The following is a 23,557-nucleotide window of genomic DNA, read 5'->3' as shown; positions in this document are numbered from 1 at the left end:
ATGCAGTTACAATTTGATGTCTCAATCTAGCCAGACTGGTTTTCCTACTCACCGGGATGGTAGGTTCGAGTCGCACGCTTCTCCACATCCTCTCTGTAGTAGGCAACTTCTTTGAACTTCGCGTCAGCATAGCGTTGAGCTTGGTCGTCAAAATGAGGGGATTCAGGGTCGCCGCTTTGCCCACCAGCCAACATACTTTTCGCTCTCACTTTTTTTCCGAATTCGACAACAGCGACAAAGCTGTTACCGCTTGTGCCATAGATTTTCTTGGTCCCGCTGTACTGACTTGCACCGAATGATGCCAGGGCACCCCAGCGTCCGGATGCCATCCCGATAGGCAAGGATGGTTCGTTGTCATTGAACGGCTGAACAATATCGCCATTGAGCCGCTGGTAACGATTTACCTCACCCCAGGGGACATCCCAGCGACCAAAGTCCTCCCGAAGGGTTGTCAAAGTTTCCTCAAATGCGTCTCTCCGGTTGGCTGGATTAGGACCGGTTGCCAGGGATTCTAACTGGTCCATTGTGGGTCTGGCGGAGACAGATCCATTTTCAAGAAGCGTCATTGTGTAGAAGTGAGCCAAGGTCATCGGAATGGAATCAACGGCTACTCGGAGATCCCAGTTTTTAAGCATGTTTAAAGCCTTCTCAGTCTCTTCAGGTAAATCCTTGGACTCGCCATAGGCTACTATCAGGCCTGAAACGACTGCCTCAAAGCCAGGCAGGTAGGAATCGTAGGCTAGATCAATGAGTTTATCTAAGGTTAAGCCTGAAGCTTTTCTCAAGGCCTGCACGGCATGGATGCCACGGTAGTTCTCATCATCAGGTGCCATATAACGGGGATAGTCTTCTTGCTTGGGACTGAATTCAGCTGCCGACGTAAACGGTGTAGAATTACAGTTTTGGATCCAGCCGTTGTCCGGATTTAAAAAGGTGACCAGTTCATCTACACTATGAAGTCCTTGCCAGTCGGTTGCAGGATTACTGCCATCCACTGACTTAGAAAAATCAAATGCTGGATCGCGTCTCGGCACGAAGTTGCCATGGTAATAAGCGATGTTTCCACCAGAGTCCGCGTATACGGTGTTATTGGACGAGTTGGTCCGGATATCCATCATCTTTCGAAATTCGTCATGGCCGCTAAGCTTTGTCCGGATAAATGATTGGTGGAGTGCATTGACCGGGTCCCAGTTTATTTTCGTTGTTACCCACCGGTCATCTTCCATATGCGTCACAGGTCCGTGATGCGTGTGATACATGGGAAACGTTCGTTCGGATAGCGTGTCGCCATCTTTATATTTCAACGTGACTTCTGATACTTGAACCGGTCGGATCTCCTCTCCGTAGCGGTAAAAGAGCTGTCCCTCCTTTGTGAATACATCTTCCACAAACTGATCCATGAAATCCACCCCGGTTGAGGTGTGCATCCAGCCGGTATTTTCATTGAAGCCCTGGTAAACAAAAAACTGGCCCCAGGTAACGGCGCCGTAGGCGTTTAAGCCTTCTTCGCTGACTACGTGAATTTCGCCTCGAAAAAAGAATGAGGTGTGTGGATTGATAAGCAGCATCGCATGGCCGGATTCGGTGAGCTTACCGGCGATGGCGAATCCGTTAGAGCCGCCAGGTTCTTTGAACTCCCGGTTCGTTCCAGCTGATTTGGGTAGGGTTTGAGTCGGAGGTTCGCCGCCGTAAAAGTTTTCTATGCCTTGTAGTCTTATGCGTTCAATATCCCCACCGATGGAGCCTTCACTGAAATACATGGGCATCCAGGGTTCGAATTGTGTCAGCAATCGAGGTGTTACTTCCGGATGCGTATGAAGGTACCAATTGATTCCGTCAGCGAACGCATCGCAGAGCTGCTTTAACCAAAGGGGTGCATTATTGTAGGCTGCGATCGCTTCTGCTTGGGTCATATAAAGACGTGCACGCAGGTCGCTGAAAAGTGCTTTCTCCCCCTCTACTTCTGCCAGCCTGCCTATCGCCCACAAGTAATTTTGCTCTACCCGGTTGAAGTCATCTTCACATTGAGCGTACAGCATACCAAAGACCGCATCAGCATCTGTCTTGCCATAGATATGGGGAACACCGAAATCATCCCTGATGATGGTAACGCGATTTGACCGTTCCTCCAGGCGTGATACATCTGAATCATTCGATGGTTTGATGCAGGAAGTCAGGAAAAGCAGAAGGGCGGGGAATACAAATCTGAGCATCGAGGTGATAGGCGTGAAATTGCTGATGTTATTTTGGGGCTGTTGGAAGGAATTCAGCTATTAATAATGATTAAATGGATGATCTTTTCGCTAGTCAAGGATCCCAGTCAGAAATCAAGTTTTGCAATCGCGATGCCACTTTCTCCAGCGACTGAGTATAGAAGGAAAATTTCGCCGTTTTCTTCGAAAATGGCTGGGTCGCGCAACTGATTGACGCGTTCACCTACGTAGCCTCGTTCCGATGGTTTGATTTCCCAATCTGCTCCTTCCCACTTTCGTTCCGGGCGTAATAGCTCTGTTGGATCCGATGTTTGCCAAGTCGACCAATCTCCTTTCATTTCAATCGTCGATAGGAATATGCGTTCTGGCGCATCACCGACCTGAGTCCAAAAGACGTACAAGGTATTGTTCCTGACCAAGAGAGCATTGTGGCGCATGTTGTCGTTGAAAAATCGTGGCCCCGGCTCGAATCCACTTTTTCCGTCTTTGGATCGATACAAATACCCAGGCATCGCCATCGCGTAATAGTAGTTACGATGTTTGGTTACGCGAAAGTAAGGTCTTCCCAATACTTCCGGGCGACCTTCAAAATGGATTCCATCCTTTGATGTTGCCAACCTTGTGAACTGAGTGCCCGCACCTCCAAGAAGATCCCAGCCATGTAAGTACATAACGAATTCCTGTAATTCTTCCCGCACATGGACATCGGGCGATGCAATGTGTGCATAGGCAAAAGGGGAGTTTTCCAATTCCTTGGGCACTGAGGTTGGGAAGAAGGAATTCTTTAACTGTAGTGAGCCGGATTCATGTATGGACCATGGGCCCGATAAATCGTCTGCATAGGCTAAACGAATATAGGTTCCTCGATGATCGGCAAAGTATAGATAGTATTTCCCGAGTGGATTTTTAACCCATTCTGGGACTTTTATCAGAGACGGACCCTGGACGTTTCCACCCATGCGATTATCCATGTTCTGAGTGATAATAGGTCCATTTCCCAGACGGGTAACAGTCGGGATTTCTGCGCCATGGACGCGGATAAAGAGTGAAAGGAAAATAAGGAAGATTCCTAAGAGATAGAAACTATTTTGTGCTGGGAGATATTCAGGATTTTCAAGGCCTACCTCGTGCTTCCTGAAACTTGAATAGGTAGGGCAAAAGCATCTCCGTGGTCCGGTCAGTAGAACTGCCGGTCTTGTCGTCACCCAGCTCCTCGGAACTGCCGCTGGAATCACTGGAAATACACGGCGCAGCGAGGACGCTGCTGCCCTACCATCGTTGTGATGATGGGGGAATTTGGCGACGCTTCTATCATTTGGTGTGTCCAATATTCCTCTTAGTTAAAATAGTACCATATTAATATGTGTGAAGTAGAACAGGTTTTCACAATGCGCCTCTTAAAATCAATCTGGGGCATTACCGCCAATCCAGGTAGGACTGGACCAGGCATAGGCATCATTCGCCTGTTTAATTCGGACAAAATAGTAGTCTCCCTGGCGTGGTGAATCGGTATCTGTAATCTCGAATTCTGTTTCCATAACACCAGCCTCCACCACACGTCTCAAAGTGACACTGTCTGTCCATGCCTGAAAGTCACGGGTCTCTTCCAGGGGATGCTCATCCAGGTGATGTAGATCAAAATGAATATCCCAAGCTGGTGTTTTTCCGTGGCGGCGATAAATTTGAGGTGCGCCTCCCGTTTCATTCGCTTCTTCTAAATTCAGAGCAATCACTGTGTCTGCATTCATGTTGTCAATAAGCAGGTTGATGGACGTGCTATCTCCGCGGGTTGCGGTTCGGAAGTGGACGAGGTTGGCGTCATTCTTATCGATCTCAAAGGATTGGTAATTGGGGTTCACGTGATCCGTAGGCGAGGCCGCCACCAAAGTTCCTCCCTTAACTTTGAGTGTGCCATTCCACCATCGCCAGCCTCGTGGATTGTCTTGGGGATGATAAGGGTTGGAATCGGAATAAAAGGTAAGCTGCAGTTTTTGTGGACCATTCCCTTCCGTTACTGAGTTGAAGTAATTTTTGCTCCAGATTTCCTTTTCGTTTTTAATAACGGTGATGGTATCGATGGGTGCAGTTCCGATAACCCGACCTTTGATAGTTCTCTTTTCTGCGTAATCTGTACGGCTTCCCATCCTGGCTCCATTGACTTCAGTCTTTAGAATAATTCGATCACCTGTGGTAGCGTAGGTATGCATGGTCTTCATCGCATCGAACAATGCATCCCGTGTTTTCTTCGGTGCCATGAGTGCGCCGAGGCCTCCACGCTGTGCGATCCCGCTGGATCGCGGTGCCGAATAGCCTGGATGACCCAGGTGATCGTCTGAAGCAGCGACGAAGCCGACCTCGTGGCCGTGTTGTAGATACATGTGACCAAACCATTCAAAGGTGCCGTGGCCGGACATGATTTCGATCAGGTGCTCCATGTCGGGATCGCTCTGTCTGAAATCGCCTGCCTGATGCGCATGTGGAATAATAACGACATCGTTCGTATCGTGGTGGTTGCGCAACCCGTTATACATTCCGGATAGGGTTGGATACAACTGTCGCTGTATTCTAATGCGACCTTCCGGGGTGCGAAATAGAACATTATGATGGCCGCCCAGGTCATTATTTTGAGTCCACTCGTAACCCAGGAATGGAATAAATACCCCGGGTTCATAATACTGAGCGACATTTTCCCGAAGCGTTTCCCATTCACCGTCATCCAGCCAGATGTCGTGCTCGGAATGAGTCACATAATCCAAGCGGGCTTCGTCTCTGGCAAAGCGCATGTAACCGTCGGCGGTGCCAGCGCCTTCAGCCATGCCTGAATGACCGTGCGTGTCGCCCCAGTAGATGCGATTATCAGGGTTCGCATCTACCAGTATCGGATTGGCCACGCCCTCAAAGTCGTTCGCATGGAAACTGAATCGGTAAACTCCCGGATCGTTTAACACCAATCCTTCTAGAAGCATGATGCCTTCGATAACAGAGTTCAACTTTCTGAAGGTTTTGCCGTTTAATCGGATTTCCAAATCAGGAAAGGGCGGTTCCGCTTTATTAGCGAAGCGATCCTCAAATCGAACGGAGAGTGTGAACTTCTCCCCGGGGATTACTACCGAAGGAACAAATCCATGAACACCGGCAACATCCGTTCCGCTTATTCGAATGTTCTGAAGGGGAAGCGTTAGGAATCGATCCGTTCCATCCAGGTCCACAAAGAGTGGAAAAGCGGCGCGATCATTTGAGAAATTTTGCACACGATACCCGGGGCTTCCTCCGGAAGTGTCTCCGTATGTAACCACGATCGTATCGCCTTCTTTCAATTCTGAACCCGAGAGTCGAAACATCGGAGTCGGATCCGGTGCGCGAAATCCTCCATACATACCTACCACCGGATAGGTGCCCTCGGTGAATCGTGCCCGAGGATTTGAGGATCGAGCGGTGACATAATTATCGGCTGCCGGGTTCTCGGTTTGAGCTTGAGCATAATTACTCAACGCATGTTTTGCTACCTGGATCCCTCCGCCGACACGCATGCCTTGGGCTCCGACTGTATAGATTTGCTCAAACGACGCATATCCGTCAGCACGAAAGGGACCGGAGGTTGAAGCTTTCAATGTACCGATTGCATTCGCATCTGCTTCGCGCAGGCTGAGCTCATGAATGTTGGAATCCATATAATGGTAAACCATACGACCTCGTTGAGTTGCTTCTGTGGAGTGGATCCCTATGGCGGTTGTCAGAGTTAGCTCATCCGGGATAGGACCCTGGGCCAACGCGAAAGCGTTTCCCCATTCGAGAAGGATTTTCGCTCGGTCCCGAACATTGGATGGATTGGTTGGCGTATTTTTCGCATCAGCCTTCAATTGATCCACCTCAGTGCGAAAGGAAGGTTCCAGATAATCCTCTGCAGTATTTTCCTGAGCCTTGCTGATCCCCCAGAAGGGTAGAAGAAGCAGCAAGATTGGGACTGATTGAAATTTCATTTTACGAGGCTGCATGGTTGATAGGTTTTGGTTGATATTCTAGGTTAGTTAACTTTGTGATACTATTGTCTGGTTGTTTGGATCAACAAGATTCAAGAGGGGGTTACTTACCTTTTTTTCTCAGCCACATTAACCTACATCAGCTTCTGAGAACTTTATTTCTGTTTACGGATTTCGAAAATCCAATCCGTTTAATAGAAACCAATTGATAACTCCGCAATTGCTCGCAAGATATGTTGCAATGAAATCTTCCGCAACCCGTTACTTTTTTTGGTTTTTTCTGCTATTTCCGAGCTTAAGCTTTTGGGTCCCTATTGTTTCTGCACAAACCAAAGAAAAGACGGTTATCACGGAAGCAGACCAGTTACCTCGGGTGGCTTATCCTTTCGAGGGGAAGGCAGTGGACTTGTTGGACGATGAAGCGCTTTTAGCGCCATTTCTGGGAAAACTCCGAGAGGAAATTGAACGGCAATTGGAGGTCTTTGATATTCAGGATCAGGCCACGCTTCGAGCCTATTTACAAACGTTGAGGACTTTGGATTTTCTTGCCGGTGATTTCGAGGCATCACTTGCGAGGATAAAAACGATTCGTGAAATGCAGGATAAACCGGCCGATCGTTTAATATCAGGACTGATTGTGGAAGCTGTTATCCTGACCCAACTAACTGAAAAAGGGAAATCGGTTGAAGAAAATACATCCATCTTCGAGTCGATTTTCGCCGAGATGATTAACGTGCTTCCCTGGGATGTTGTGCAAGATTCCATCGAGCAAATGAATGGGACTTTTCAGTTTCTTACACGCAATCTTTACCTCGGCAGTTTGGAAAATCAGATGCAGGTAGCCATAGACGAGAACAAGAAGCTGGCATTGGGCGACGTTGAAAGCCTGGCCAGTATCAAATTAATGATCGATCACGTTTTAGCCTTCAGTCCGCAGATTGTTTCTGTGACTGGCCAATACATTGAAGCCAATCGGGTGATCAAAGAAGATATTTGGAAATCCAGGGAGGTTGATCTACACGGATATTCAGATCTAACGCCTGTGGTCATTGGTATATGGGATAGTGGGGTTGATACTGATATTTTCAAATCAACCGGGCAATTGTGGGTTAACCCGTACGAAAGTCTGGATGGCCAGGATACGGATAATAACGGTTGGGTAGATGATTTGCACGGAATTGCATGGGACAAAAATTCGTTTCCGGATACCTCAACTCTCTATCCCCTGACCGGCGATGAATTGGAAATATATCCTAAAAATAGAGCTTACTCGAAAGGTCTGAGCGATCTGCAGGCTGCTGTTGATAGTGAAGAAGCCTCAGAAGTTCGAAAGATTATTTCAAGTCTCAGTAAAGATGACTACAAACCGTTTTTTGAATCACTTAGTCTGTTTGGTAATTTTATGCACGGTACGCATGTGGCTGGGATTGCTGCTTCTGGGAATCCGGCCGCAAGGATTCAATCAGCCCGTCTAACCTTTGGTCATGAAATGATCCCAGATGAACCGACCCTGGAACAAACCTTTCGAGAAGCAGAAAGTGCATCAGCAACCGTGGAGTATTTTAAAGCGACCGGTGTGCGGGTGGTCAATATGAGTTGGGGAGGTAGCCAAGCCGGTATTGAAGCGGCTCTTGAAGCAAACGGGGTAGGAGACAATCCTGATCAACGTGCAAAGATTGCCCGTGTGTTGTTTGAAATAGGTTACGATGGGCTTGTCGATGCAATGGCTAGTGCTCCAGAGATTCTGTTTGTTGCTGCTGCGGGAAACTCCGATGAGGATGTGGATTTCAATAAAATCATACCCAGTTCGATGGACCTGCCAAATGTGCTGGTCGTCGGGGCTGTAGATCAGGCGGGTGAAGAAACCAGCTTTACCAGTTACGGTAAAAATGTACGTGCACATGCCAGCGGATTTGAAGTGGATAGTTATGTGCCAGGGGGAACTCGGATGGCGTTTTCGGGCACTTCCATGGCTGCACCCAATGTGACCAATCTTGCTGGGAAATTACTGGCAATTGCTCCCGAACTTGGGCCAGAAGAGCTGAAACAACTTATTTATTTAGGTGTCGATAAATCACCAGACGGGCGTCGATTCCTAATAAATCCGCAGAGGTCCCTGAATATGTTGAGTTTACGCGTTAAAAAATAGGCGAATTTCATCGAAAAATTACGAATATTATGAAACTTTTATCTCCACAACGTGATTAACCATCAAATTGCACAAAATCCAATTAATCTTAGATATCATGAAAGCAATCGCCTTAAAAACACTCCTGTTGGCAATGTCACTGTCAACTCCGTTGGCTTTGATTCCAGATGCGTCGGCAGATAGAGGAGACTCGCGAAGCCGTTCAAGTCATTCTTCAGGTCGTAGTAGTTATGGGCACTCAAGTGGGCATAGTGGTAGTCACAATAGTAGTCATTCTTACGGACATAGCAGCCGCTATGGATCCAGCCACAAATACCATTCTCCATCACGATATTCCAGTTACGGATCTTCGCGACATTACTATCCATCGAGCCATTACCGCCCATCGTCTAATTTCAGTATAAGTATTGGCAGTGGTTACTACGGCAGCAGTTACGGGTATGGCAGCCGCTATGGATCAAGTTATAGCGGCTACTACAGCAGCCTCCCGTTTGGATACTCAAGTTGTGTAGTGGGTGGACTTACCTATTATACTCATGGAAGTCGCTACTACCGTCCTTATAACACAGGCTATGTGGTGGTTTCGGATCCCTATATATCTGTTCCAAGGACCCGCACGGTTGTTACCCGGACAGTGAGTAGTAAATACGAAGACTATCCTCGGATCTGGGTAAGCGGCCAAGAATTTCTAATCGATGAAGGAGAATTGTTTAAAATAACTTCCAATGGACTCGTCTGGTCAGAGATAACTCTCGGTGCTGTCGCCACTTCACTACCAACGCATGCCTCAAGCGTCTGGTTTAAAGAAGTCGAATATTACGAAGCAGGCGGTATATATTTTCAACGGGTGCCAGAAGGGTATCGAATCATACGTCCGCCCTGGCATGAAGAATATTGAGTTGATGAGCAGATCTCGACTACGATCCATCTCTTCCAGTAGTTGGTACCGCCTATAAGTTTGATCCTTGTATATAATGTGGCCTTCCCCTCCACATCCGAAAGCATGCGTTCCCGTAGCCATTGCATATAAAGTTTTTTTCAATTCTAGCGTGTAAAGTTGAAGCTTAGGCCGGTAAATTGAACATCAACCTTTACAAGAAAAACAAATATTACCATTCTCTTACCATCTACCTGGATATGGGGTATTCAACGCATTTCATCTCCAGAATACCGAACTTAATTTTCAACAATTCGATCCAATGGAAGATAAATGGATGATCAAAGGCTTGGAGTTCGGAAACTGCCCGTGCTCACATGGATGCCCCTGTCAGTTTAATGCGCCTTCAACCAAAGGATTCTGTGAAGCCGTAGTCGGTTTCAAAATAGAGGAAGGCTATTTTAACGATACTTCTCTGGACGGCGTTAAATTCAGTGTTCTCATGAAATGGCCCGGCGAGATAGCCGATGGAAACGGGAAGTGTCAGCTTATCATCGATGAGAGCACCAACGAAGATCAACGGGCTGCCATCAGTAAAATCGCCACAGGTCAATCTACTGCTCCGGGAGCTACTATTTTCTGGGTTTTCGCCACGACCATGTCCGAAGTGCTCGATACGCTTTTTGCTCCCATTGAGCTGGAAATTGATATGAAGGCACGCAGAGCGCACCATCATGTTGATGGACTCATTGAATCCACCGGTGAACCGCTGAAAAATCCCTTCAGTGGTGAAGACGATCGGCGAGGTATCTACAATCCTAATGGATTTGAGTATATGTATGCCGAATTAGGGAATGGCAGATCGCGTGTGACGGCCGGTCTGCAAATGGGTTTTGAAAATACCTATGCCCAGTTTAATGTTCTCCATATGAATCAGGATGGAGTAATTAGGGATCAGAAAATACCTTTTTAAAATTCACTGAGTGAATGGTGTTCGAAGTCTCCCGCAAAGGGATTTGATTACAATCGTGGCGTCACTTGTTGGTGTGACGGCACTTTGTTGGATCTATCTGGTCGATATGGCGATAGACATGGGGGCCATGATGGATATGAGCATGATGCAAATTCCTGATTGGACCGCTGATTATTTTTGGATGATGTTCACTATGTGGTCTGTTATGATGGTGGGGATGATGCTGCCATCCGTGGCCCCCATGGTTCTTATCTATGCTACCGCCGCCAGAAAGGCAAAAGATCAGGGAGCTCCAATTGCTTCTACGGGAGTTTTTACGGTAGGCTATTTAATTATATGGGTTGTATTCAGCTTGCTGGCGACCCTCTCGCAATGGGGATTGGATGAAGCGGCATTGTTGTCACCTATGATGGTGTCGAACAGTCCGTGGATGGGTGCCGGGTTGTTAATCGTGGCGGGAATCTACCAGTGGTTACCCGTCAAGGACGCCTGTTTAAAGCAATGTCGATCGCCCTTTCAGTTTATTTCCGGTCATTGGCGAACCGGAACCTTCGGAGCTCTCAGAATGGGCCTGTCTCATGGAGCCTTTTGCCTGGGATGCTGTTGGCTGATTATGCTTCTTCTCTTTGTCGGTGGCGTTATGAACATTGTCTGGATCGCTGCCATCACCATTTTCGTGCTGCTCGAGAAGGTGCTTCCAATTGGGGCTACAGGCGGAAAGTGGATGGGCGCGGTCATGATTGTTGCCGGAGCGTTGTTTTTCTTTGTTTAATTGTGTGGTTGCTTGACCTAGAGTTTGCAGCTTAATGTACGCGTCGATCTTATGAAAAACGACGACATGCTTTCATCCCACAGCTCACCCGACAGAAGAACCTTCCTCAAAGGAGTAAGTGGAGCGCTGGCCGGAGCAGCTCTCCTGGGTTCAACAAATCAGGCGTCGGCCAAATCTCATTCTGCGAGAAACAATAAATCGATTACACCTATGCCGCTTGCCACCAATTCATACCCATGGGGGACTTTTTATAAACGACAGGGTCGCGACTACGATGCTGATTTGGCTTTTACTATTAGTGAAATAAAGAAGAGTGGAGCGGATTGTCTTGAGCCCAATTTGAAGTCTTTGGATTACGTGGATACACTTTCCAGCGAACTACAAAAGCAGGACCTGGGAATGATCTCGGTTTATGTAAACAGCGAATTACATGAGGCCGAAAAGGCTAAAGAGTCGATCGATTGGGCTATGGCAATCGTGCGTCGTGCAAAGAAACGCATGGGTACGAAAATTGTTGTCACAAATCCGAGCCCCATTCGTTGGGGAGGACCGGAAAACAAGACCGACGATCAGCTTGCTGTCCAACGGGATGCTTTGGAAGACCTTGGTAAAGCCATCCATTCGGAAGGCATGTCGCTGGCCTACCATTTTCACGATCCCGAGTTCAGGGAAGGTGCCCGGGAAGTGCACCATATGTTGTCCGCGACTAATCCCGAATATGTAAAGTTGTGTTTGGATGCTCATTGGGCTTTTCGCGGAGCTGGTGATTCAAACGTTGCCCTACACGATATCGTCAAACTTTACGGTGATCGCATAGTCGAATTGCACATTCGCCAATCACGGGACGGTATATGGACAGAAGCCTTCGGAGACGGAGATATTGATTACGTTCGTCTCACCCGCGAACTCGTGGAATTAGGTGTTAGTCCTCTTGTTACTATGGAACAGGCGGTCGAAGAAAAGTCACTTGATACGATGGATGCTCTTGCCGCTCATGAAATCTCTCATGCGAAGAGCAGGGAAGTGTTTGCTCCGTTTATTGGGTAGAGTTAATCGCAGTCCGTAAGTGCCACGTACGCAGAGTTTGACTGCCTGGATTTTTCCGGATTGGATTTCGAAGACTTATCTCATCTATGAAAATCAAAATACTCTCAATTCTAAGTGTTACTTTGCTAGCAATTTGTTCGGCTGTTTCGGGTAAGCTCAGCATGCCGTCTGTATTTGGCGACAACATGGTTCTGCAACGGAACACCAATGTTGCCATTTATGGTACGGCTAATCCGGATGAGCGGGTTTCAATCCAGGTTACCTGGACCAAGGAAACCTTTAGGACGAAGGCCGATAAGGCCGGCAAATGGCGTGTGGATGTTCCAACGGGTGATGCCTCGACCGGCGAGTGGGTGCAAGTAAAGGCGGGTAATACTTTGGAATTTAAGAATGTGTGTCTCGGCGAAGTTTGGATATGCTCCGGGCAGTCAAATATGGCACGTTTACTAAGCGGTCGTGCGGGCGGTCCCATTGAAAATGGGTTTTCCATTATTAAATCGGCAAATCGTCCTGATGTTCGTCTTTTGAAATTGCCGGAAATATCAGAATCGCTGCCTCAGGCCGATATCTCTGCGCAATGGTCGGTTAGTGATCATGAGACGGCTGCCGCATTTTCTGCCGTAGGCTACATTTTCGGGAAAGAATTGAATGATTACCTCGACGTGCCCATCGGCCTTATACAAAGTGCTTGGGGAGGGTCAAACGTTGAGACTTGGATTTCCAAAGAAAAATTCAAGGCACTTGGGAAAACAGAGACCAATAGTTACTACCTTGAGAAGGCTGCTGATATATCTGTGAGGACGGGACCTAATCACATGCCGTCCGCCTTATACAACGGCATGATTCATCCGCTGATTCCTTATACGTTTCGCGGTGCGATATGGTATCAAGGTGAAGCCAATGTAGTAAATTCTTCTGAATATGCGGAACTTCTTGGTGGCATGGTATCTGATTGGCGTGAACGCTGGGGAGTAGGAGACTTTCCGTTCTACATTGTTCAAATAGCTCCGTTTACGTATCCGCCTGATCGAGGTAATTCGGCTCTTGTGCGTGAGGCACAAATGCAAGTTCCTGAAAGGATACCCAATGCCGCAACGGCAGTGATTCTAGACCTGGGTTTGGAAAACGATATTCATCCTCCATTCAAGATTCCCGTCGGTCAGCGCTTGGCCACTCTCGCTTTGGCCAATACTTATGGAGTCGAGGGGTTTCCAAAAGGATCTCCGGCCTACGATTCCATGCAAATTGAGAGAAGCCGGATTCGCGTTAGATTCAAAAATGCAGGGCAAGGTCTTTATATCGAAGGAAGCGAAGTTAACGGACTGGAAATTGCCGGTGAGGATCGCATATTTTATCCGGCGAGAGGTCAGGCGGCCAATCGAGACGAGTTACTTGTTTCTTCTGAGAAAGTTGCAGCACCTGTGGCGGTCCGCTACGGGTTTACCAACTGGGTTCAAGGAAATCTATTCAGCGTGAATGGATTTGCTGTATCTTCTTTCCGAACCGATGACTGGGATCAATAAATACCTTTGAAATGAGATACTCCTATATTTTTCTCCTTACCTGTCTAATGTTTTTCATTGCAGGATGTGGCACCGAATCCACCAAAACGGGTTCGGTTAAATCCCGTCCTCCCAATGTCGTCATTATTTATGCCGACGATATGGGGCATGGTGATCTGGCGATACAGAATCCGAATTCAAAAATCCCCACACCCAACCTTGACCAGCTTGCCCGCGAGGGCATGCGGTTTACGGACGGTCACAGTTCTTCGGGGATTTGTTCGCCCAGTCGTTATGCCCTGTTAACCGGTCGCTATCATTGGCGGCGTATGCATGGTATTGTTCAGTCCTTCGGGCCTTCCGCATTTGAAGAAAACGAATTCACGATGGCGCGCATGTTTAAAGCGCAGGGTTACAAAACGGCGTGTTTCGGTAAATGGCACTTAGGCTGGAATTGGGAAACCGTAATGAAGTCCGACGCTGAACCGGTAATCGATGATCGCAAACGGGAAATCTTCGGGCCAGAAGATATTGATTGGTCTAAACCCGTTTCGGGTGGGCCGCTCAGTCAGGGATTCGATACCTACTACGGAGATGGAACGATTAATTTTCCACCCTACGCCTGGATGGATGGCGACAGGGTCGTGGAAGCTCCAACTGCGCTTATGGACATGGGTTCTCGTCAAACGGAGGAAGGCAGTTGGGAGTTTCGCCCCGGACCCATGGTTGAGGGTTGGGATCCCAGAGATGTGCTTCCAACTATCGCTGAGAAAACAGTGGAGTATATTAGTAAGCAAAATGCGGATACTCCCTTCTTTGTTTATTTTCCTCTCACCGCACCGCATGCGCCCATTATTCCGAACGAAGAATTTATCGGAAAATCGGAAGCGGGAGGTTTTGGCGACTTTGTTTACCAAGTGGATTGGATTGCGGGTCAGGTCATGAAAGCCTTGGAAGAAAACGGGTTGGCCGAAAACACCATCGTCATCTTCACCGCTGACAATGGTCCGGAAAAGTACGCTCATGCTCGCCTGGAAAAGTACGACCACTGGAGTAGTGGTGAATTGCGTGGACTCAAACGCGATATTTGGGAAGGCGGCCATCGTGTTCCATTTATAGTCAAATGGCCTGGAAGAATCGAGCCAGGTTCTGTGACCGATGCACTCACGCATCAAGTGGATTTACTTGCGACCTTGGCGAAGATAACGGGGCATGATCTCTCCAATGAAGTTGCTCATGATAGCATGAACCAATTACCGGTATGGCTAGGAGAATCAACGAACCCAATACGCGATCATGCCGTGCAGAACACCAACGAAAATGGCTTTGCATTTCGAAAAGATGATTGGGTCTTGATCGATGCGAAGACCGGTGAGATCAGCAAACCAACCAAGTGGTACGAAGATCAGGCCGACTATGCCAGAGACGCACCAGAGGGAGCCTGGCTTTTCAATATAAAAAACGATTTGTCCCAGCGAACGAATCTCATCTCGCAATATCCGGAACGAGCCGTCGAGATGCGTGCACAACTTACAGCGATTCGTGAGAATGGAAGCAGTGTAACTCGTTAAACCCCTATCCCATATGAAGTCCATCTTACCCCTATTGCTTTTTGTATTCGCTTTTTGTTTTCAATCTCATTCCCAGGACAAGCCAAACTTCATTATCATCATGGTCGATGATATGGGTTATGCCGGACTCAGTTCTTACGGAAATCCTCACTACAAAACACCTCAGATTGATCGATTGGCGGAAGAGGGAATGAAGTTTACTGATTTCCATTCCAGCTGCCCCGTTTGTTCACCAACGCGTGCTGGTTTGTTGACCGGTCGGTACCAGCAACGAACCGGTGTTGAGGCCATTGTTCATCCTTATAGCCAACACCCGGTACATTACCAGGGGTTGCAACGGGAGGAGATCACCTTTGCCGAAGCTTTGCAGGATGCGGGGTATGCAACTGGGATAATCGGAAAGTGGCATTTGGGGTACGCAAATGAACAGCCCAAGTATCATCCGCAGAACCATGGCTTTGATGAGTTTATTGGCTACCATGGCGGAAATGATGATTTCATTAACCACATAGGGGATCACTTTGAACACGACTGGTGGCACGGTAAAAAGGAGGTACATGAAGAAGGTTACGTGACTCATTTGATCAATAAGTATTCACTCGATTTTGTAGAGCGCCATAAAGACGAACCATTTTGTCTTTATGTCTCTCATGAAGCCATGCATTCCCCTTATCAAGGACCAGGGGATGTCCCTCAAAGACTTCACACAAACGATGCCATGATTCGTTATCCGGATGTGGGCTTGGTTCAGGAAATGAGTGATGCTCTTGACGAGGGGGTCGGGCAATTGCGTGAGAAATTGATCGAATTAAATCTGGATAAAAACACGTTGGTTTTTTTCTTTTCAGATAACGGTGGGACATCCAGGAACTATTCCAATTTTCCTGACTTGCGCGGAACCAAAGGAGCGCTTTGGGAAGGTGGACATCGTGTCCCGGCCTTCGCCTGGTGGCCAGGTAGCGTTAAGGCGGGTACGGAAACAGATCAATTGGGAATTAGTATTGATCTAATGCCGACCATGTTGAATTTGGCCAAAGCAACTTTGCCTCAAGACCATCTACTGGACGGGGTAGATATTTCACCTGTGTTTTTATCTGAGTCATCTCTGCCTCATCGACCCCTTTTCTGGTCCTATATCGGCAACGGCGGGAACCGCCAGGAAGCCATGCGCGATGGAAATTGGAAACTTGTGGTGGATCATCCAAACGCCAAACCGGGAACGTTCGAAAACGAGACACTGTATCTCTTCGATCTTGAGAAAGACTTGGGTGAACAAAACAATCTGGCGGTTAGATTTCCAGACCGAACAGCTGATATGCTACGTCAGGTCAAGGTATGGTATCGGGACGTGACGCGTGATGCGACTCCTCAGCCTGGAGGTTGGCTGGCACGTAATAACCAGGTGTTTGATGAACGAGTATTCAATGGAAAGGACCTTAGCGGTTGGAGTTCCAAGAATCCCGAAAATTGGTCGGTAGAGGAGGGCTCTATTGTTGCCGGATCGAGATCCGAGGTCCCGGAAAGTCAGTATTTGTGGTCCGATGTCGAGGTGGAGGACTTCTACCTATCGATTGATGTTAAACAGACTGCGTTCAATGGGAATGGTGGTGTCGTATTTCGAGCGAACGACGATACCAGTTACCAGGCCGACTTGGGGGTGTCTCCTGTTGAAGGTATTCTTTGGGGCAAACTCTACCAGTCGGGTGGTCCTGGAATGATCGATATGAATGATCGGGGAGATGACATCGTCCGAGCCGAGCGATGGAATCATCTGGAAGTGATGGCCGTCGATGACCGTATCTGGATAGCACTCAACGGAAGGATCTGCTCTGCCGTTAAGAATCTTGCCGGACCACGATCCGGGAAACTGGGTTTCCAGTTGAGTCACGGGAATCACAAGATTTACTACAAGATCAATCAACTGGTTCATAATCCCGAAGTGCAGTTGGCTGGATATTTTGAAAACGAACTCAACGCCTTGTTGAAAACGCCTAACCAACTGTAGGAGGGGCTTTATGCCCCGATCTCTTTTAGGCTTTTCGAAAAATCGGGGCATAAAGCCCCTCCTACAGTTCAAATTAATCATCATTCTTAATGAAAACTCTATCAGCCATTTTCTTATCCCTAATCACCCTCTTTCTCTTCACTGCCTGTTCCCCATCGGCTGTCCAAGAACAGAGCAACGCTACTCGGATCCTCATTGTCGTTGGCCCAAGTAACCATGCTCCTGGGACACACGAAGTCGCCGCTGGGGCCCGATTAATCAAATACTGCCTCGAACACATGGAGAATGTGCCGGGCTTTGAAGCGGATGTGGTGTATGCCTGGTCGGAAGTTTCTCAGTCACTCGATGCATATGCTTCCATCGTATTTATCGGAGACAACTTTCCCGGGGAACATCTGGCGGATTCAGAACAAGCGATGAAGGACATTTCCAGTATGATGGACCGTGGCTGTGGTCTGGTGTGCGTGCACTACGGTGTGGGTCTGCAGAACGAAGACATGGGTCCTGATGGAGATCATCCGCTGCTGCACTGGATGGGCGGCTACTTCGCGGCCAAGTGCGATCACCACCAATCCATTGCCCGCCACTACGATGCCACCATCGAGGCAGCTGATTCAGATCATCCCATCGCTTGCGGATGGAACACATTTACCCTGCGCGAGGAACCGTATATCAATATCTACTTCGGTCCGGATAACAATCAGCTCTTGCCTGGAGCATTTGCTGTGGCAACTTCCCTGCTGCCGCCGGAAAACCCTAAACGTGAAATCATCGCCTGGGGTACCGAACGGCCGGATACCGGGCGCGGAATAGGAATTACCATGCCTCATTTCTACAAGAACTGGCTGAACGAGGACCTGCGAAAGTTTATTCTAAACAGCATCCTCTGGTCGGCTAAAGTGGAAGTTCCTGACGACGGTGTCCAAACCACCCTGCCGGATCTGGAGGCCTTCGAGCCAGAGTCGATGGAGTTTGTACCGAAAACAAAATGAGAAATATTGCTTGGCTGTTTTCGACACCTGTACTGTTCCAAGTGATAGCGCTTTTGCTAATCTCTTGTTCAAAGAAGGGAACTTCGACCTCTGTCTCGATTAATGGCACTGGCTGGTTGATTAATGGCAAGATAACCAATCCCGGTTCTGAAGCTGAGGGTTTACTTATGAATTCCCGGATGGTGAACGCCACTTTCGAAGACCGTAGCCGGCAGGACTTCGATGCCGAAGCCAATACGGATGAGTTTATCGCTGCGATCCCTGATTATGTGTCCTCGGGAGTGAATGCGTTTACCCTGAATCTGCAGGGAGGCATGCCGGGTTACGAGGGGGCGGTGAATTCAGCTTTTAATCCCGACGGATCATTGCGGCCTGAATACATGGCCCGGATCGAGCGAGTCATTCGGGCCTGTGATGAAAATGGTGCGGTGGTTATCCTGGGATTCTATTACCAAAGGCAGCACAAGATACTTGATGGCGAATCGGCCATCTATGCCGGAGTGGTAAATGCCATTCAATGGATCCAGGAAAAAGAATTCACCAACGTGGTTGTCGAAATCGCCAACGAGTATGGGCATCCAGGGTATAAGGAATCAATCATCCGGGATCCCGAAGGGCAGGCCAGTCTGGTTCGATTGGCGAAGGAAACCGCCCCGCAACTGTTGATCAGTACCAGCGGATTGGGTTCCGGCTTCATTGATCCGGTAGTGGCTGAGGTCTGCGACTTTTTACTACCTCACTGGAACGGGACCAAAGTAGAAGATATTCCAGCCAAGGTCGCGGTGCTGAAACGGTATGGAAAGGCCGTCGTTTGTAATGAAGACGCCACCGAGGGAGTTGAAGCGGTGGCCAAGATGCTGGCCACGGTGCAGAGTGAGGCAGCTTATGGTCTGATGCTACAGAAGTTAAACCAGCACGATCCCTTTATCTTTAACGGCACGGCGGATGACCCGGTTTATTACGAGGCGTTGAAGAAGATGACCGGTAATTAATATGTAGGAGAGGAGCTTGCTCCCGATTCGTGAATCAAAAGAGCTTCGTTTTCGGGAGCAAGCTCCTCTCCTACAGTCATGCAATTTACCCACTGAAGTTTTGGCAGTTGCGTTTAAGGCTATGGCTTTACGCCGTGATTTTCCTGGGAACGCCAAGCCCCAGCTTGGCACGATCAAATGGATCGCGGCGTAAAGCCGCTCCTACAGTTTTTTTATTTTGTATTTGTGAATGGATCCTACTGCATCTCCACCGTCTTCGGAAACCCCGGATGCTGTTTGTGTGACGCGACACCTTTAAACTGTCCAAAGATCGGCCAGCTTTCAAAGGTTACTGAGTCTTCCCCTTTTTTGAAACGAACTATGCCGTAACCGAGGCCCCCATCGCGCATGTAGTCGAGTAGTGGGCGACCGTCGCCTTCAAAGTCATCCTCGATAAGAAAAGTGTGAGGATTGGCCGCTGCCCAAATCGTAATCTTGTTCTTCCAGCCATCAAGAAAGCGACCTGTGTAATCGGGCGCGCCGGGTTGACGGTTCTGGCCATCCACTTTTGGCCTCCAGGCGCGGTGCATCGCGGTGGAGACTGCAGGGAGAGTATAGCTCCATCCAGCATCTTCCCAGTCATCGATTCCTTGTTGGACCAGGGTGGAAAAATGCAGGTCTCCATGCACCATGATCGCATTGGCGTCGCGAATCACTTCCAAGGCGCGCTTTCGGCCAGACTGTGGCCAGCCATTGGAATCGAAGTCGGCTACCATCAGATGATGAGGTTGGCAGTAGGGCGATTGAGACAATACAGCTTTGAGTTTTGTTGAACTGGAACCCCAGTCTTTGAGGAAGTCGAGCTGACGTTTACCCAGTAGGGTTAGGTCTTCGCGGTCGAGTGCCCGAGTGTCGAATTCCTCTTCGTTAATCGTATCCATTTTTGAATAGTTTTTTTCTCCGCGCATTTGGAATAAGGGTTCCATTGCTTCGAGTATATCACCTGGAGCGGATTTAAACTTTCGATCATTGATCAAAGCGAAGCTGACTCCACCCACATCGAGACTGGTGTAGTAAACGCCAATTCCCTGCGCAACAGGGGTAGGATCGTAGGGATCCGGATGATGTCCCATTTGTGTATGTTCCACCATCTTCACCCATTCTGGATGCATACGGTAACCGCCAAAGCAACGCATGTCATTGACGTCGGGATCACCTGTCATGCGTGTACCATTCTTGCCCCATAAATCGTTGGAGTACACATCGTGATCATCCGGTATCATGACCGTCGGTCGATCCTTCATCAATTTGCGAAAGCTGAGTCCGGTCGACCAAAACTTCCCTAAATAATTCAATGATGCACGTGGAAGGTCTGCCTCTGTCTTGGCGACAACAATCCCAAACCCCCCGTTCGTTTCATAAATCTGGTCACCTGCAAAAAAGACGAGGTCTGGGTCTTGAGCTAACAGGTTCTCTTCAAGGAATTGATTGGGAAAAAAATCGGAATTCGAACAGGAAAGCCCGACCATGGATATTTGGTCCTGGTTCACTGGATCCTTCCTGATGATTCCTCCCCAGCTTGAGGCTTTATACCCCTGAGCCGATTTCCATGAATAACTAACTCTGTATTCCTTTTCTTCAGACGTGTCCCAATTTTCTACCCGGAAATTTGCAATCAATGAAAGGGGGTCCATTTCGCTTTCCGCTACTGTTCCCCACGCATCTTTCTTCTTAACTTGAAGTTCAACTATCTTCCTTGCTTCGCTCTCCATGGGTACGAGGAAGGCCATGAGTTTGAGCACCTTATTCTGGACCGTGTATTGGGTCCATAGGATCGGGTCGTACGTTTGATCCAGGTTTGCCGAAACTTTGTCACCACTCATGTCCCAATCAGAAAACCAAAAGGTCTGATGATCGGGGTCAGTATGGTCATGGCGTGCGCGAATCGGCACTTCGATAGGATGACAGGCGAGGGCGATATTTCCTGTTAAGGATTCTCGGGTCAACTCGCTTTCCAGTTGAGCGATCTCAACTCCCTCAGAGCTAACAGTGAGCTGGACGGTTACTGTATTACCAAAATGCGATACGTTCATTCTTAGCTCTGAATGTTTTAAAACCTCGTCCGACAAAACCTGTTCAGAAAACGTCGACTCGATCATCAAACGTCCACGGTTCGTAATGCCTGCCATGACAGGACGAATACGTTGGAGTTCTTCAGCGTGACCCGCAGAGAAATCATGCATCAGGTTGTTCCGGTAATCGTTTACAGCGCCAAGAGCTGCGAATTTGAATCCGGCAAAAATTTCCTGAGCATCAGAAACGACTGATCGATCCATTAATCCCAGTTGGACAGTCATTTCAAAGTCGCCAGCTGAGTCTTTCAATTGATGCGTCAGAGAGTGGAGCTCGTTGTTCCAGCCTCCATGGGTGCACTCCAGGCGATCATCGGAAAGCTGCCAGTTCATCAATGGATTCGTCCAATACTCCGGGCCAATCCAGGTGCGGGTTACTTGCGATGTGAGGGCTGGTAACCCTTGGTCACGTGTTTCTGATTTGCTACAGGAAAGCCCTGCAATTGTGAGTGCAGTGGCCAATACAGTTTTAAGGAATTTCATAAGGTAGGTATTCGATGGTGATGTCGCCGTTCCAGTTTTTTACGACTTTTCTGTCTACTATCATGTTGAAGTAGACATCCAATCGTCCGATGCCTGAATCAAGATGTATGTCTATATAGGCAGCTCCGGGTTCAATGGGGATATGTCGTTTGTTATGTTTCCATAGCACAGATACAGTGGCTTCTGGATGTTCCTTCCAGAAATCGGTAAGGGTAAAGGGATACTTGTTACTATCGGTAATATGAAGGCGGTAGATTCCTTCTTTAATTACATTCAGCATCCATCCTTCAGGTAAACTATCGTGATGCCAATGATAGCCTTCCTGATAACGCGATAGGTGAACCGGATCCTCTTTTGTCGGGTCGATGTGGATACGTCCCGGTTGCATGTTGCGCGATGCATTGACCGAAGAATACCAAGCTTCATAATCACTTAGCAGCTTTTCTACGACCTTCGGGTGTTTCACAGCTATGTCTTTTGATTCACCCGGATCATTTGCGATGTCGTAAAGTGCTAGCTCAATTGCATCTCGGTTCGCTACGAAGCTACTATCAAAGGCCGACTCGGGATTGAGTACCAATTTGTAGTCCTGGTTGATGATCGATGCGCATTTATACAATGCCTGCTCAATGGACTTCACAAATTGAATGACAATAGTGCGTTCCTTTAACTCTCCGACCGTCCCTTTTGTCCAAAGCGGTAATATGTTTCTTCCGTCCAGCTCCAGGCCCTTTGGGAGTATTGCTCCGGCTAAGGCGGCGAAAGTCGGTAATAGATCATAATGAGCAGCGATGGTATTCAGCTTTTGTTTGGACGAAATTCCCGTTGGCCAGCGCACAAAGAATGGAGCCCGAATTCCACCATCGTAAATGTCCCCTTTGTGTCCTCGGAAATCTCCCTGGAAACCGACACGCTTCACTCCGCCATTGTCGGACATGAAGATGACCAGGGTGTTTTCTTTATCGCCCGATCGTTCCAGTTCTTCCATCAATCGCCCGAAGTTTTCATCAAGATTTTTCACCATGCCATAAATACGTGCCGTCTGTTCGTTTACGCCCTTGTCCATAAAGGGTTGGTAGTATTCCTGATCCACATCGTTCGGGCCGTGAGGCACGTTGGTCGGCAGATAGACAAAATAAGGGCGGTGGTCCTCTCGTTGAATGTATTCGATCGCTTTGTCAAAAAACAGATCTGTGCAATAACGGTCATGCACCTCGCGTTCGCCATTGTGGTAAACGACCGGTTTCCAATAACTACCGTCCTCGTCGGGTGGTTGACCTATCCCTCCCGACTTGTGGTAAAACGTTTCCTCAAAACCCTGATCCTGTGGGCGGCTTGGATAGTTGTCACCCAGGTGCCATTTTCCGAATACACCCGTGCGGTAGCCAGCTGTACTTAATATTTCGGCGATGGTAGTTTCATCGTCGGCCAGACGTGTGGCACCGCGTGAAGTATGCAGAATACCTGTTCTTTGGTGCGAACGACCTGTCATAATGCTAGCACGGGTAGGCGAGCAAAGTGGGCTGACATAAAAACGTCCCATCTCCAGGGAGTCGCTTGCAAATTTGTCGATATTGGGCGTATCGACTTCCGGATTTCCGTGGAATCCCAGATCATAGAAATCCTGGTCGTCGGTGAGGACCAGAATGATATTAGGCTTGTCCTGCGTGTCCCGTCGAAGCTCTTGAGCGAAGTCGGAAGCCTGTCGAATGGGACGCGAGTCTGCTGCAAAAGTGCAGACTGGGAAACCAAGTAGTAGCAATAGACAAAAAATCTGCGTTTTCATAGTTTAGGGTATATTTCGCATTCTTTGATAAAAACGAAGTAACGTCCAATTCCAAATCTGGATTTTCTACCATCTTGCTTTGGGCAAAACAGTAGTTAGCTTTA

Annotated in this window: 15 protein-coding genes; 10 read left to right on the top strand and 5 right to left on the bottom strand. The window is 48.2% G+C overall.

Translation table 11 applies throughout. The features are described from left to right. Positions 1-44: 44 nt before the first annotated feature. The 3 genes from O3C43_08290 to O3C43_08280 form a co-directional block, all read right to left on the bottom strand. Entirely contained in the window at positions 45-2,213 is a 2,169-nt protein-coding gene (locus O3C43_08290; protein ID MDA1066487.1) for an acylase, read from the bottom strand. 107 nt (positions 2,214-2,320) lie between these two features. Beyond that, positions 2,321-3,541, bottom strand: a complete 1,221-nt coding sequence (locus tag O3C43_08285) for a hypothetical protein (protein ID MDA1066486.1) — start codon at positions 3,539-3,541, stop codon at positions 2,321-2,323. A 75-nt stretch (positions 3,542-3,616) separates the two neighbouring features. After that, complete coding sequence (locus O3C43_08280; protein ID MDA1066485.1) at positions 3,617-6,208, bottom strand: DUF3604 domain-containing protein; 2,592 nt, start codon at positions 6,206-6,208, stop codon at positions 3,617-3,619. A gap of 226 nt (positions 6,209-6,434) precedes the next feature. On the opposite strand from O3C43_08280, the gene O3C43_08275 reads away from it, so the two are divergent. The 10 genes from O3C43_08275 (at position 6,435) to O3C43_08230 (ending at position 19,073) form a co-directional block, all read left to right on the top strand. Next, complete coding sequence (locus tag O3C43_08275) at positions 6,435-8,342, top strand: S8 family serine peptidase (protein MDA1066484.1); 1,908 nt, start codon at positions 6,435-6,437, stop codon at positions 8,340-8,342. A gap of 97 nt (positions 8,343-8,439) precedes the next feature. After that, a complete protein-coding gene (locus O3C43_08270) occupies positions 8,440-9,240 on the top strand; it encodes a hypothetical protein (GenBank protein MDA1066483.1) in 801 nt (266 codons plus the stop codon). Between the two features lie 301 nt (positions 9,241-9,541). Beyond that, a complete protein-coding gene (locus O3C43_08265; protein MDA1066482.1) occupies positions 9,542-10,192 on the top strand; it encodes a DUF1326 domain-containing protein in 651 nt (216 codons plus the stop codon). Positions 10,193-10,247: 55 nt separating this feature from the next. Continuing rightward, a complete protein-coding gene (locus O3C43_08260; protein MDA1066481.1) occupies positions 10,248-10,964 on the top strand; it encodes a DUF2182 domain-containing protein in 717 nt (238 codons plus the stop codon). A gap of 51 nt (positions 10,965-11,015) precedes the next feature. Next, complete coding sequence (locus O3C43_08255) at positions 11,016-12,011, top strand: sugar phosphate isomerase/epimerase (GenBank protein ID MDA1066480.1); 996 nt, start codon at positions 11,016-11,018, stop codon at positions 12,009-12,011. Positions 12,012-12,097: 86 nt separating this feature from the next. Beyond that, positions 12,098-13,534 (top strand): sialate O-acetylesterase, encoded by a 1,437-nt coding sequence (locus O3C43_08250; GenBank protein ID MDA1066479.1) that lies wholly within the window; start codon positions 12,098-12,100, stop codon positions 13,532-13,534. 11 nt (positions 13,535-13,545) lie between these two features. Continuing rightward, the gene (locus O3C43_08245; protein ID MDA1066478.1) at positions 13,546-15,084 is read left to right on the top strand and encodes an arylsulfatase; all 1,539 of its coding nucleotides are present in this window, start codon (positions 13,546-13,548) and stop codon (positions 15,082-15,084) included. Between the two features lie 13 nt (positions 15,085-15,097). Beyond that, positions 15,098-17,089 (top strand): sulfatase-like hydrolase/transferase, encoded by a 1,992-nt coding sequence (locus tag O3C43_08240; GenBank protein ID MDA1066477.1) that lies wholly within the window; start codon positions 15,098-15,100, stop codon positions 17,087-17,089. A gap of 89 nt (positions 17,090-17,178) precedes the next feature. After that, on the top strand, positions 17,179-18,081 hold the full coding sequence (locus O3C43_08235; GenBank protein MDA1066476.1) for a ThuA domain-containing protein: 903 nt from the start codon (positions 17,179-17,181) through the stop codon (positions 18,079-18,081). Beyond that, entirely contained in the window at positions 18,078-19,073 is a 996-nt protein-coding gene (locus O3C43_08230; protein MDA1066475.1) for a hypothetical protein, read from the top strand. Before O3C43_08235 ends, O3C43_08230 begins: the two co-directional genes overlap by 4 nt. Positions 19,074-19,309: 236 nt before the next feature. Here O3C43_08230 and O3C43_08225 read toward each other — a convergent pair whose 3' ends face one another. After that, positions 19,310-21,667, bottom strand: a complete 2,358-nt coding sequence (locus O3C43_08225) for an alkaline phosphatase D family protein (protein MDA1066474.1) — start codon at positions 21,665-21,667, stop codon at positions 19,310-19,312. Beyond that, a complete protein-coding gene (locus O3C43_08220) occupies positions 21,654-23,453 on the bottom strand; it encodes an arylsulfatase (protein ID MDA1066473.1) in 1,800 nt (599 codons plus the stop codon). Before O3C43_08220 ends, O3C43_08225 begins: the two co-directional genes overlap by 14 nt. Between the last annotated feature and the right edge of the window lie 104 nt (positions 23,454-23,557).

It is taken from the genome of Verrucomicrobiota bacterium (genome assembly GCA_027622555.1).
Classification (GTDB): domain Bacteria; phylum Verrucomicrobiota; class Verrucomicrobiia; order Opitutales; family UBA2995; genus UBA2995.
The sequence above is the reverse complement of the archived record's forward strand: the minus strand, read 5'-3'. Positions and strand labels throughout refer to the sequence as shown.